Below are 12,907 nucleotides of genomic sequence, written 5' to 3' on the forward strand. Positions count from 1 at the left end.
TGTCAGGGGGCCACCCCCTGGCGGGCGGCGGCCGGCTCGGCCGGCGGCGCGTGCAGGATCGTCTCGCGCGGCACGTGCGCGGTGTCGTTCCGGGCCAGCAGCCAGTACAGGGCGGCCGGGACGAGGAGCCCGACGATCCAGGACACGTCCGCGCCACCGAGCGGGCCGACGAGCGGCCCGGTGTAGAAGGAGGTGGCCAGGAACGGGAACTGGGAGACGAGCCCGACCGCGTAGACGACGAGCGCCTTCCAGCGCCAGGCGCCGTAGCGGCCGTTGGGGTCGGCGAGGGCCGGGATGTCGTAGCGCTCGCGCGAGATCAGGTAGTAGTCGACCAGGTTGATGGCGCTCCACGGCGTGAAGAACGTCAGCAGGAACAGCAGGAAGTCCTTGAACGACGACAGGAAGCTGTCCTTGCCGGCGAGGGCGACGGCCGTGCCCGCGACCATGATGACCGCGATGTACAGGGTCCGCCCGCGCTGCGACAGGACGCGCTGGCCGCGGAAGCCGCTGACGCCCGTCACCATCGCCATGAAGCCGCCGTAGGTGTTCAGGACGTTGACGGTGAGCTTGCCGAGCGCGATGACGAAGTAGAAGACGGAGGCCACGGCGCCCGCGCCGCCCAGCGAGACGACGTAGCCGACCTGGTCGTCGAGGAACGCCTCCCCTGCGCTGGCCGCGACAAGCACGCCGAACGTCATGGACCACTGCGAGCCGAGCGCCGAACCGGACAGCGTCCACCAGAACGTGGCCTTGGCGCTGGTGTCGCGCGGCAGGTAGCGCGAGTAGTCGGCGACGTAGGGCCCGAACGCCAGCTGCCAGGACGCGGAGAGCGAGACGGCGAGCAGGAACATGGGCAGCGAGAAGTGCGCGTCGCCCAGCAGGTCACCGAGGTCGACCCGGTCCAGGAGCCGGATGCCGAGGTAGACGAAGGCGAGCGCGCAGATGACACTGGCGACCCGGCCCAGGACATGGATGACGCGGTAGCCGACGACCGCGAGGACGGCCGTCACCAGCGCGAAGAGGATGATCCCGGTCGAGTCGTCCGTGTGCACCAGCTGCGCGGTCGCCTGCCCGGCCAGCACGCTGCCGCTGGCGAAGAAGCCGACGTACATGAGGATCACGAGGAGCAGCGGCACCACGGCGCCCTTGACCCCGAACTGCGCCCGGGACTGGATCATCTGCGGCAGCCCGAGCCGGGGGCCCTGCGCCGAGTGCAGCGCCATCACGGCGCCGCCGAGCAGGTTGCCGAGCACCAGCCCGATCAGCGACCAGAGGACGTCACCGCCGAAGACCACGGCGAGCGCGCCGGTGACGACGGCGGTGATGTGCAGGTTCGCGCCGACCCAGAGCGTGAACTGGTTGAAGGCGCGCCCGTGCCGCTCGCTGTCCGGGACGACGTCGATGGAGTGCTTCTCCACTACCGCTGCCATGCGTTGACCTCTTACTTCTTGCTCAGCCCGTGGGCGCGCGCGTAGTCGTTCGCGACGTCCTCGGGGTCTTTCTTGTCCTTGTCGACGAGCCGGTTCAGCTCGGTCAGCTGCTCGGTGGTGAGTACGTTGCCGAGCCGGGCCAGCGCCTTGCGGACGGTGGAGTCGGCCTTGCGGTCGGCGATCAGCGGGACGACGTGCTGACCGGGGACCAGGTTCTTGGGGTCGGTGAGCACGACCCAGTGGTTGGCGGCGATGTCGGTGTCGGTGGTGAACAGGTTCGCCACGTCGACGTCGCCCTTCTTCAGGGCGCCCTTGACCAGCGGTCCGGAGGAGTCCAGGGACTTGAACTCCTTGAACTCGACGCCGTACACGTCCTTCAGGCCGACGGCCCCCACCTGCCGCTTCTTGACCTCCGGCGCGGCGCCGATGGTGAGCTTGCCGTTGTGCTGCGCCAGATCCGCGAGCGACTTGAGCCGGTACTTCGCGGCGGTCTCGCGGGTCACGACGAAGGCGTCCGAGTCCTCCGCCATCCCGTAGGGGAGGATCTGCAGCCCGGCCGGGAGGGCCATCGCGAGGGCGTTCTGCATCTCGCCCTCCTCGGTGGCGTCGGCCTTGGTGTCGAGGTAGTGCAGCAGGGCGCCCTGGTACTCGGGGAGCAGGTCGATGTCGCCGCCCTTGAGCGCGGGGATGAGGATCTCGCGGGTGCCGAGGTTGGGGCGCACGCTCGTCTTGACGCCGGCGGCTTCGAGCGCGGCGGCGTACAGGTACCCGAGGACCTGGTTCTCGGTGAAGTTGGCGGTGCCGATGGTGACGCCGCCCTTGCTGGAGCCGCCGCCGGAGCCGCCCGAGCCGCCCCCGTCGAGGGAGGTGATGCCGCTGGAGCAGGCGGCGAGCGCGGGGACGGAGGCCGCGGCGACCAGGCCGCCGAGGACGGCGCGTCGGTTGAGGTGGGTCATCTTGGGTGCTCCTAGGCGGACTTGAGCGCGGCGGGACGGTGACGGAAGAGGAGACGCTGGAGCCCGGAGAGGGCCAGGTCGAGGACGACGGCGACCACCGCGACGAGGACGGCCCCGCCGAGCACCTGCACGAGGTCCCGCTGGGCGAGCCCGTCGAAGACGTAGCGGCCGAGCCCGCCGAAGGAGACGTACGCGGCGATGGTGGCGGTCGCGACGACCTGGATCAGCGCGAGCCGCAGCCCCGTCATGATCAGCGGCAGCGCGAGCGGCAGCTCGACCTGGAAGAGGACCTGGTGGGCGCGCATGCCCTGGCCGCGCGCGGCGTCCCGCACCTCCGGGTCGACGGCGGTCATCCCCGCGTAGGTGTTGGTCACGATGGACGGCACGGCGAGCGCGACGAGGGCGATGTAGACGGGCCACATCGACAGCCCGCTGGCGAGGAAGACCAGGACCACCAGGCCCACGGTGGGCAGCGCCCGCCCGAAGGACGACAGGTTGATGGCGACGAACGCGCCGCGGCCGGTGTGCCCGATGAGCAGGCCGACGGGCAGGGCGATCGCGGCGGCGACGAGCGTGGCGATCAGCGAGTACTGGAGGTGCTCGGCGAGCCGGTGCCCGATGCCGTCGGGCCCGGTCCACTGCTCGCCGCTGACCAGCCAGGAGCCCAGGTTCTTGAAGAGTTCGTACATGGCGGTCAGGCCTTCCGGGTCCGGGTGCGGGTCCAGGGCGTGAGCAGCCGCTGTACGGCGACGAGCAGCGCGTCGGCGACCAGCGCGAGCAGCAGCGTCAGGACGACGCCCACGATCACCGGCGTCGGGAAGTTGCGCTGGAACCCGTCGGTGAACAGCTGCCCGAGGCCGCCGTCACCGATGTAGGTGGCCACGGAGACGAGCGAGATGGACATGACGGTCGCGATCCGCACGCCCGCCATGATCACCGGGAGCGCCAGCGGCAGTTCGACGGTGAGCAGGGTGCGCAGCGGCCGCGTCCCCATGGCCTTCGCGGCTTCCTTCGTCTTCTGCGGCACGGAGTCGAGGCCCTCGACGGTGTTCCGCAGCAGGACCACGAGGGTGTAGATCGTCAGGCCGATGACGGTGGTGGTCCGGGTGAGCCCGGAGACCGGCAGCAGCAGCACGAAGACGGCGATGGACGGGATCGTGAACAGGACGTTCGACATCCCGAGCAGGAACCCGCGCAGGGCCCGCACGCGGTGCGCGAGCACGGCGAGCGGCAGGGATATCAGCAGCCCGAGCAGGACGGCGGTGAGGGCGGCCTGGAGGTGGGAGAGGGTGAGGGTGGTGAGGTCGGACCCGTGCGACCCGATCCATTCCCAGTCGATGGTCATACGGCGCTTCCCGTCTGCCCCGCCGAGGTCGCGTCCGCGTCCGCGGGCTCGTCGTGGCCGGTCGCGCCGTTCCCCGCGCCCCTGAGGGCGTCCGCGTGCGCGGCACCGGACCGCTCGTGGATGTCGTCCCGGGAAGAGACCCCGGTGAGCGTCCCGTCCGCGTCGACCCGGACCACGAGGCCGACGGGCGACGCGACGGACTCGTTCAGCGCGGAGAGCAGCGAGTCCGAGTCACGCAGGGGCCGGGCAGGCGCCTGGGCCCCGCTGTCCCGGTCCCGCCAGTGCAGAGGCTTGCGGGCCGCATCCAGCACCAGCTCCCAGGGGCCACCGTCCGGCACGGGCGACTGCGGCACGTCGGCCAGCGCGCTCAGCGACAGCAGCTTCAGCCCCCGCTCGGCCCCGAGGAAGTCCGCCACGAACCGGTCGACGGGCCGGGCCAGCAGCTCCGCGGGCGCCGCGCACTGCACCAGGTGCCCGCCCTCGCGGAACACGGCTATCCGGTCCCCGAGCCGCACCGCCTCGTCGATGTCGTGTGTGACGAAGACGATGGTCTTGTTCAGTTCCTTCTGCAGACGCAGCAGTTCGTCCTGGAGCTGGCTGCGCACCACGGGGTCCACCGCCCCGAACGGCTCGTCCATGAGCAGCACCGGCGGGTCCGCGGCGAGCGCCCGCGCCACCCCGACCCGCTGCTGCTGGCCGCCGGAGAGCTGGTGCGGGTAGCGCTTGCCCATCTCGGCCGCGAGCCCGACCCGCTCCAGGAGGTCACCGGCCGCGGCCCGGGCCTTCTTGCGGCCCCAGCCGAGCAGCAGCGGCACGGTGGCGACATTGTCGAGGACGGTGCGGTGCGGGAAGAGGCCGGCCTGCTGGATGACGTAGCCGATGGACCGCCGCAGCTCGGCGGCGTCCTGGTCGAGAACGTCGCGCCCGCCGACCCGGATGGTGCCCGAGGTCGGGTCGACCATCCGGTTGATCATGCGCAGGCTCGTCGTCTTGCCGCAGCCGGAGGAGCCGACGAAGACGGTCACGCCCCCTTCGGGCATGGAGAGGGTGAGGTCGTGCACCGCCGTCGTGCCGTTCGGGAACCGCTTGTGGACCGCTTCGAACTGGATCATGGAGCGCCTCTGGAGTCCTCTTGCCCGGTCTGCATATCGTCATGCAGAGTTCTTGGTGCGTGAATAACTTGTCAATGGCCCCGCGTAAATCACCGGTAAATCCCCTCGGGCTGCCCGAAATGTGAGACGCGGCCGCCCTGTCAGGGGCGATTCAGCACGGTTCGAGGAGGAATGGCGCGTGACGTCCAAGATGGTGGGCCCGACCCCGGCGGACCCGGACCGACCCGAACCGGCGGACCCGACCCGGCCCGGACCGGCGGACCCGACCCGACCCGGACCGGCAGATCCGGCGACGACGGCCCCGGCCCCGCCCTCGGCCCCGACGCCGATACCGACGGGACCCGCCCCGACACCGCCCCCCGTCGTCGTCCTCGACGGCCACGGCCTCCCGGTCACCGACGTCGTCCGCCTCGCCGACGCGAGCGCCCGGCCCGTCCCCGGCACCGAGGCCATGAAACGCGTCGAGGAGTCCTGGAACGCGGCCCGCGAGATCGCCGCCTGGGGCCGCGTCTACGGCCGCTCCACCGGCGTCGGCGCCAACCGCAGCGAGGACGTGCCCACCGACGCCGCCGCCGACCACGGCCTGCGCCTGCTGCGCAGCCACGCGGGGGCGATCGGCGACGAACTGCCCGAACGCGAGGTCCGCGCGATGCTCACGGTCCGCGCCAACCAGATCCTCGCGGGCGGCGCGGGCCTGCGCCCCACCGTCGTCACCGCCCTGTGCGAGGCCCTGGAGAACGGCGCGCACCCGGCGGTCAACGAACACGGCTCGGTCGGCACCGGCGACATCGCCGCCCTCGCCCAGATGGGCCTGGCCCTCGCCGGCGAACACCCCTGGCGCGGCAAGGGCACCGCGCCGGACGCCCAGCCGCTCGACAACAACGACGCGCTGGCCCTGATCTCCAGCAACGCCCTCACCCTCGGCCAGTCCGCCCTGGCCCTGCACGAACTGCGCTCGCTGCTGACCGCCACCCAACTCGTCGCCGCCCTCAGCCTGCTGGCCGTCGACGGCTCCTACGAGGCCTACGCGCTCCCGGTCCACGAGGCCCGCCACCACAAGGGCTCCTACGACGTGGCCGCACAGATGCGCGCCCACCTCGGCGCCCCCGACCGGCCCACCCCGCCGCTCGGCCGCATCCAGGACCCGTACGGCTTCCGCTGCGTGCCCCAGATCCACGGCCCGGCCCAGGACGCGGCGGACGCCCTCGAAGCGGTCCTCACCGTCGAGATCAACGCGGCCGCGGAGAACCCGCTGATCTCGCCCGAGGACATGACCGCGTACCACCACGGCGGCTTCTACATGGCCCAACTCGCCCTGGCCCTCGACCACTTCCGGCTCTCGGTCACCCAGGTCGCCCGCCTCTCGACGTCCCGCCTGTCCACCCTCAACGAACCGGCCTACACCCGCCTGCGCCCCTTCCTCGCCGACGGCGAACCGGGCGCGTCCGGCGTGATGATCCTGGAGTACGCGGCCGGCGCCGCCCTCGGCGACCTGCGCGCCTTCGCGGCCCCCGCCTCCCTCGGCCACGCCGTCCTCTCCCGCGGCGTCGAGGAACAGGCCAGCTTCGCCTCCCTGGCGGCCCGCCAGACCCTGCGCCTGTGCGCGGCCTACCGTCAGGTCGTCGGCTGCGAACTGGTCGCCGCGGTCCGGGCCCTGCGCCTGCGCGACCACCGCCCCGACCCCTCCCTGCCCGTCGGCCGCGCCTTCGCCCTGGCCGACGCGGCCCTGGAACCGGCCCTGACGGACCGCCCCCTCACCCAGGACGTGGCCCGGGCGGCCGCCCTGCTGGACCACTTCACCGAGTGAGACCGGCCCCGCGCGCCACCTCGACCGCGCGCCACCGGAGGTACGGGCACGGTGACGCCACCGCGGAACCCCTGGCGCCCCCGCCCCCGGCCTGAATAAAATCATGCACAGTCATGACGCGATGAATGAACGGCCGGGCACGGACGGGGAGACATGAGCGAGCACACGACGAACGGCGCCGCGGGCCACAGCCCCGCCGCCCGCCTCCAGCACCTCTTCGAGAACCACCGCCTCACCCCCACCCAGCGGCGCATCGCCCACTGCATGGTCCGGCGCGCGGCCGACGTGCCGTTCCTCTCCTCCGTCGAGCTCGCCGAACTCGCCGGCGTCAGCCAGCCCTCCGTCACCCGGTTCGCCGTCGCCCTCGGCTTCGACGGCTACCCGGCGCTCCGCCGCCACCTGCGCGAAGTCACCCCCACCGCACCGGCCGCCACCACCCAGGCCAACGAGTACCAGCAGGCCGTCGAGGCCGAGATCGCCAACCTGCGCCACCTCGCCGACCTCCTCGCCGACCCCGAACCGGTCGAACGCGCGGGCCGCCTCCTCGCCGCCTCCCAGCCCCTCCTCGTCCTCGGGCTGCGCGCGGCGGCCTCCCAGGCCTACGGCTTCTCCTACTTCGCGGCCAAGGTCCACCCCGATGTCCGCCTCCTCGACGAGGGCGGCACGATGCTCGCCGACCGGATCGACGCGGCCGTCCGCGCCGGCGCCACGACCCTGCTCTGCTTCGCCCTGCCCCGCCACCCCCGCGAGGTCGTCGACGCCCTCGCCTACGCCAAGTCGGCCGGCCTCACGGTGGTCTCGGTGGCCGACTCCGCGTTCGCGCCCGTCGCCAAGGACTCGGACCTGCTCCTGCCCGCGGCCGTCGGCACCGGACTCGCCTTCGACACGGCCTGCGCGCCGATGCTGCTCGGCCGCGTCCTCCTGGAGGCCATGTGCGACGGCCTCCCGCAGGCCCAGGCCCGCCTGGAGGAGTTCGACGTACGCGCGGCGGAGCGCGGCCTGTTCGTGGAATGAGCCCCACGCACGATTACGCGGGGACCGCCGCACCCCCTGTGACGGGGGGCGGGACGACGGCGGTCCCCGCGGGGGCGCGACACCGGCCGAGCCGACTGCCACGCCCAGGGCGTCCATGGAGATCCGGGAGCCGCTCCGGAAGTTCCCTGACGCCGCTCACTGCCGCCCGGACCGGGGAGCCGCTCCCGCCCCTGACGACATCCACCACTGTGCCGGGCCCGTGTTAAGCCGGTGCTGCGCGCATGTGACGTGCCCGTACCGTTTACGCGAACCTGCTGGCGAAGCCGCGCCGGTGGCCCCGCACCCAGAGGTCAGGGCCTACTCCGCGACACCAGGCTGCCGAGCGGACTTTCGCGGCTGCCGGTCCGGTCCGCGTCCGCGCACGTGCCTGGTCCGGAAGAACTCCAGGAATGGGTCCGCGTCCATGGCCTGGGCGTTGGCGATCTTCCGATAGGGGTGCGCACGATCCGGTCCGAAAGGCCAGTCCGGGGCGGTATTGGCGATCTTGCGCACCCCTTCGCGGGTCATAGAGGGCACGATGCCGAGCTGGACGAGCAATGCGGCCCCGCTGGTGAAGGTCACCAGAGCCGGGATCTCGACCCCGACACCACGATCCGTCGATGCGTCCGGCATGGGCTCATCACCTCCAACTAGTTGGCAGTTTGCCAACTTCTTGCCTACGATTCCCTCTTGGACGACCGACCTGTCCCGCACACACAGGCAAGGGCCGAGCGGCAGTCCACCTGCTCCATCGGGAGGAACAGCCATGGCCAATGCTATCGACGCAGGCTCGTGCTCGAACGATGACGGCGGCCCGAAGGCCGGTCGCTCAGGACACACGCCCCGTGGGCTGCGCTGGTTCATCTACGTCCGCGTATCCACGGCCCGCGAGACCATGGTCTCGCCCGCCATCCAAGAGTTCGCCTGCCGCAGACTCGTCGACGAGGAGCACGGTACGGTCGTTCAGGTCATCTCCGATCTCGACCTCAGCGGCGCGGATTTCGCGCACCGCAAGATCGACTGGATGATCGACCAGATCCGGCACGGCCATGCCGACGGTGTCGTGCTCCACACCTGGGATCGCTTCGGCCGGGACTTCCTCGAATCCAAGGCTCGACTGCGGGAGTTGGAGAACGAGGCGGGCGGCATCGCTCGTGCGGCCGCCGAGGACATCGACGCCTCGACGGACTGGGGCGAGTACAACCGCGATCAGTTATTGCTCCTGGCGGAACTCCGCCACAAGCAGTTCTCCAAGAACTGGCGGGACGCCCAGGACCAGCGGAAGCGAGCAGGCCTTCCTCATTCCGGCCGAGTGGTCTTCGGCTACCGCACCTGCCTGGTATGTCCGCCCCGCGGCCAGTGCGGACCCTGTGCGGCCAAGAGCCCTGGCAGGCACTGCCGTGTCTGCCCTCGTCAAGAGCGCTGCGAGCAATGCGCCGACGGGGTACTCGTCCCCGATCCGGCCGTCGCATCCGCCTACCGTGAGGTGTACGAACGGGTAGTTTCCGGCGCGCCCCTGGACGGACTCGCCAAGGAGATGCAGGAGCGAGGCATCCGCTCGACATTCGGACGGAAGATCACCGGCACCGGGTGGCTGTCCATCCTGGATTCCGGGTTCGCTGCCGGTCTGTGCCGCTATCACTCCGAACACCAACGCATCGAGGCCCGGCGGGAAGGCCGTTCGCTCAGCGGCAACAGCGCGCCCTGGGCGTACGACACCTGGTTGCAGGGAAGCCACGAGCCGATCGTGTCCCAGGACTTCTTCTGGAACCGATACGTCCCGTGGCGAAAAGAGCGGCACGACGCCGCTGGGGCCTCTGCGAGCAGGAAGTACCTGCTTACCGGGCTCGTCTTCTGCGCTCACTGCGGACAACGCTGCCGCGCGGGAGTGGATCATCTCCGGGGTGGGGGCAAGTACACCCACATGCGGTGTGGAAGCGCACTGCGCTTCCGCGGAGTGTGCCCTGGCACGTCAGTCGCCATACACACTCTGGAGAGCACGGTGCACGGCTGGCTCACGACCCGGGGGGCAGCCGCGCCGGCCGCCGCCACGCACCCGATCGGTGAAGAGCAGTCCGAAGGCCAGGTCCGCCTCCTCCAACGGTTGTCAGCGGAACTTGCGAAGGAGCAGCAAGCACTCGTGCGCCTTCTCGACCTCTACGAGGATCCCGATGGTGGTCTGGACAAAGCGGATTACCTCCGGCGCAAGGCGGCACGCGAAGCACGCGCCGGGATCATCGACGAAGGCATTCGACACCTGCACCGGCAGCTCGCGGACTCGACGCAGCCTTCACCAGAGATCTTCACAGACCTCACTCGACGATGGGGGGAGGTGGACCTGCCGCAACTGCGCCCCTTGCTCGTCCAAGTCGTCGCCAAGATTTTCGTTCGGCAGGGCAGCCGATGGGACACGGACCGCGTGCTGGTCGTCCCCACCGGGGCGGACGAGGCGGCTCTGCTTGCCGAGTGGCGAGCTCGCTGGCCCGACAGAGCCCGCGCCGTCGATGCCCGGGTGGACACGACCGAGATCTACCCCTGGCGCAGACACGAACTTCCATAGTCCATCGGAACACGCTCCGCGGGCAGACTTCACCGCGGAGCGTGACCGGACGGCGTGCAGTGCCTTGGCTACGAGTGCGTGCTGGCGTAACCCAGGAGATCCTGAGCAGTCAGCACGCCCACAGGCTGACCACCGTCCATGACGACAGCAGCCGCGGAGACAGCCAGGGCACCGTTCAGCCGCAACAGTGGTTCACCCGCGCCGACCGTCGGAAGAGGCGCGGACATGTGCTTCTCGATGGGCTCGTCCACCGCTGCCGCTCCCGCGATCACAGCGGTCAGCAGTTCTCGTTCCGAGACGGAGCCGACCAGCTCCGCGGCCTTGATGTCGGCGTGGGCCGCGTTGGAGTCACCGGGAGACTTCACGACGGGAAGCTGGGACACGCCGTATTCACGGAGCACCCGCACCGCCTGACCCACCGTCTCGTCCGGGTGCACATGCAGCAGCGACGGCATTCCACCTTCCTTGGCGCGAAGCACGGCTCCGACGGACGGCCCCGGCTCCTCCAGGAACCCGTAGGACGACAGCCACTCATCGTTGAAGATCTTCGAGAGATACCCGCGCCCGCTGTCCGGCAACAGCACCACCACGATGTCGTCCGGGCCCAGCCGCTCCGCCACCCGCAGCGCGGCCACCACGGCCATCCCGCAGGAGCCGCCGACCAGGAGGCCCTCCTCCTTGGCGAGGCGGCGGGTCATCTGGAAGGAGTCCTTGTCGGAGACCGCGACGATCTCGTCGGCGACCTCGCGGTCGTAGGCGGTCGGCCAGAAGTCCTCGCCGACGCCCTCGACGAGGTAGGGGCGGCCCGAGCCGCCGGAGTAGACCGAGCCCTCGGGGTCGGCGCCGACGACCCGGACGCGGCCGTCGCTGGCGTCCTTGAGGTAGCGGCCGGTGCCGGAGATGGTGCCGCCCGTGCCGACCCCGGTGACGAAGTGCGTGATGCGCCCGTCCGTCTGGTCCCACAGCTCGGGGCCGGTGGAGTGGTAGTGCGAGAGCGGGTTCTCCGGGTTGCTGTACTGGTCGGGCTTCCAGGCGCCGGGCGTCTCGCGGACCAGCCGGTCGGAGACGTTGTAGTACGAGTCCGGGTGCTCGGGGTCGACCGCGGTCGGGCAGACGACGACCTCGGCGCCGTACGCGCGCAGCACGTTGATCTTGTCCGTGGAGACCTTGTCGGGGCACACGAAGATGCACTTGTACCCCTTCTGCTGCGCCACGATGGCGAGCCCGACCCCCGTGTTGCCGCTGGTGGGCTCCACGATGGTGCCGCCGGGCGCGAGCGCCCCGCTCTTCTCGGCGGCCTCGATCATGCGCAGCGCGATGCGGTCCTTCACGGAACCGCCGGGGTTGAAGTACTCGACCTTGGCCAGGACGGTCGCCTGAAGCCCTTCGGTCACCTTGTTGAGCCTCACCAGCGGGGTGTTGCCGACGAGACTGATCATCGAGTCGTGGATCTGCACGTTGTCTCCGGGTCTCCTACTAAGGGTTGCGGTCAGCGTATGCCGCACACCGGCCCTTCATCTGCCGTTGCGATTGACCGACGGTGCTTACGGGGCAAGGACACAGGGAGCCGTTCAAGCGAAAGAGGTGGCCGCGGAACATGTCGAGCAGGGCAAGGGTGGCACGGCGGATCGCCGCGGGCGCGGCGTACGGCGGCGGCGGGATCGGGTTGCTCGGGGCGGCCGCGGTCGGGGTGGTGGTGGCGGAGGTGCAGTTCGCGCGGCGCCAGGTGGGCAACCACGGCGCGGCGCCGGTCCACCTCCCCTCGGCCGACGGCCTGTACGGCAGGGCGTACGGCGCCACGGGCGCGGAGCCGGTGCGGTTCGCGATGCTGGGTGACTCCACGGCGGCGGGGCAGGGGGTGCACCGGGCGCGGCAGACGCCGGGGGCGCTGCTGGCCTCGGGGCTCGCGGCGGTGGCCGAGCGGGCCGTGCAGTTCCGCAATGTGGCGCTGCCGGGCGCCATGTCGGACGACCTGGACCGGCAGGTGGCGCTGGTCCTGGCGGATCCGGGGTGGCGGCCGGACGTGTGCGTGATCATGATCGGCGCGAACGACGTGACGCACCGCATCCCCGCCACCAAGTCCGTGCGGCACCTGTCGGCGGCGGTGCGGCGGCTGCGGACGGCGGGCGCGGAGGTCGTGGTGGGGACCTGTCCCGACCTGGGCTCGGTGGAGCCGGTGCAGCAGCCGCTGCGCTGGCTGGCCCGGCGCGCCTCGCGGCAGCTGGCGGCGGCGCAGACGATCGGCACGGTGGAGCAGGGCGGGCGGACGGTGTCGCTGGGCGACCTGCTCGGCCCGGAGTTCTCGGCGAACCCGCGGGAGCTGTTCGGCCCGGACAACTACCACCCGTCGGCCGAGGGCTATCAGACGGCGGCGATGGCGGTGCTGCCGACGTTGTGCGCGGCGCTGGGTGTGTGGCCGGACGAGGAGCGGCCCGACGTGTCGCGTGCGGAGGGTTTCCTGCCGGTCGCGCGTGCGGCGGCGAAGGCCGTCGAGGAGGGCGGTACGGAGGTGACGGCGGCGATGCCGACGGGGCCGCGGGGGCCGTGGGCGCTGATGAAGCGCCGCCGGCGCCGCCGCACCCCGTCCCAGGACCCGTCCCCGACCCACGAGACCACCGCCCACCAGCCGACGTAGCCGGCAGTTACAGCCCCCGGCACCAGATCCATCCAGCTCCGGCGGAAA

11 protein-coding genes are annotated in these 12,907 nt (G+C 71.2%); 4 read left to right on the forward strand and 7 right to left on the reverse strand.

The window, feature by feature from the left end:
- Positions 1-2: 2 nt before the first annotated feature.
- From ACIBW6_RS19600 to ACIBW6_RS19620, 5 genes are read right to left on the reverse strand one after another with little or no spacing between them, the layout of a single operon-like run.
- Complete coding sequence (locus tag ACIBW6_RS19600) at positions 3-1,430, reverse strand: purine-cytosine permease family protein (protein WP_399061162.1); 1,428 nt, start codon at positions 1,428-1,430, stop codon at positions 3-5.
- A gap of 11 nt (positions 1,431-1,441) precedes the next feature.
- On the reverse strand, positions 1,442-2,386 hold the full coding sequence (locus ACIBW6_RS19605; RefSeq protein ID WP_399061164.1) for an ABC transporter substrate-binding protein: 945 nt from the start codon (positions 2,384-2,386) through the stop codon (positions 1,442-1,444).
- Between the two features lie 11 nt (positions 2,387-2,397).
- Positions 2,398-3,075 (reverse strand): ABC transporter permease, encoded by a 678-nt coding sequence (locus tag ACIBW6_RS19610; RefSeq protein ID WP_399061166.1) that lies wholly within the window; start codon positions 3,073-3,075, stop codon positions 2,398-2,400.
- A 5-nt stretch (positions 3,076-3,080) separates the two neighbouring features.
- Complete coding sequence (locus tag ACIBW6_RS19615) at positions 3,081-3,731, reverse strand: ABC transporter permease (protein ID WP_399061168.1); 651 nt, start codon at positions 3,729-3,731, stop codon at positions 3,081-3,083.
- On the reverse strand, positions 3,728-4,843 hold the full coding sequence (locus ACIBW6_RS19620; protein WP_399061170.1) for an ABC transporter ATP-binding protein: 1,116 nt from the start codon (positions 4,841-4,843) through the stop codon (positions 3,728-3,730). Before ACIBW6_RS19620 ends, ACIBW6_RS19615 begins: the two co-directional genes overlap by 4 nt.
- 190 nt (positions 4,844-5,033) lie before the next feature.
- Between ACIBW6_RS19620 and ACIBW6_RS19625 the strand changes: the two genes are divergently transcribed.
- Together ACIBW6_RS19625 and ACIBW6_RS19630 are read left to right on the forward strand one after the other, a co-directional pair.
- Positions 5,034-6,650, forward strand: a complete 1,617-nt coding sequence (locus tag ACIBW6_RS19625) for an aromatic amino acid ammonia-lyase (protein ID WP_399061520.1) — start codon at positions 5,034-5,036, stop codon at positions 6,648-6,650.
- 153 nt (positions 6,651-6,803) lie between these two features.
- Positions 6,804-7,664 carry a MurR/RpiR family transcriptional regulator gene (locus tag ACIBW6_RS19630; protein ID WP_399061172.1) on the forward strand — a complete coding sequence of 287 codons (861 nt, stop codon included), beginning with the start codon at positions 6,804-6,806 and terminating at the stop codon, positions 7,662-7,664.
- Positions 7,665-7,982: 318 nt separating this feature from the next.
- Here the strand turns inward: ACIBW6_RS19630 and ACIBW6_RS19635 are convergent, their stop codons facing one another.
- Complete coding sequence (locus ACIBW6_RS19635) at positions 7,983-8,297, reverse strand: hypothetical protein (RefSeq protein WP_399061174.1); 315 nt, start codon at positions 8,295-8,297, stop codon at positions 7,983-7,985.
- Between the two features lie 133 nt (positions 8,298-8,430).
- Here ACIBW6_RS19635 and ACIBW6_RS19640 point away from each other — a divergent pair, with 133 nt between their 5' ends.
- The gene (locus ACIBW6_RS19640; RefSeq protein WP_399061176.1) at positions 8,431-10,224 is read left to right on the forward strand and encodes a recombinase family protein; all 1,794 of its coding nucleotides are present in this window, start codon (positions 8,431-8,433) and stop codon (positions 10,222-10,224) included.
- Between the two features lie 68 nt (positions 10,225-10,292).
- Here the strand turns inward: ACIBW6_RS19640 and ACIBW6_RS19645 are convergent, their stop codons facing one another.
- Positions 10,293-11,681: a cystathionine beta-synthase gene (locus tag ACIBW6_RS19645; protein ID WP_399061178.1), complete on the reverse strand. Its 1,389-nt coding sequence runs from the start codon at positions 11,679-11,681 to the stop codon at positions 10,293-10,295.
- Between the two features lie 140 nt (positions 11,682-11,821).
- Here ACIBW6_RS19645 and ACIBW6_RS19650 point away from each other — a divergent pair, with 140 nt between their 5' ends.
- Entirely contained in the window at positions 11,822-12,859 is a 1,038-nt protein-coding gene (locus ACIBW6_RS19650; protein WP_399061180.1) for an SGNH/GDSL hydrolase family protein, read from the forward strand.
- Positions 12,860-12,907 lie beyond the last annotated feature (48 nt).

The sequence above is a fragment of the Streptomyces sp. NPDC049813 genome (genome assembly GCF_044465085.1).
GTDB lineage: Bacteria > Actinomycetota > Actinomycetes > Streptomycetales > Streptomycetaceae > Streptomyces.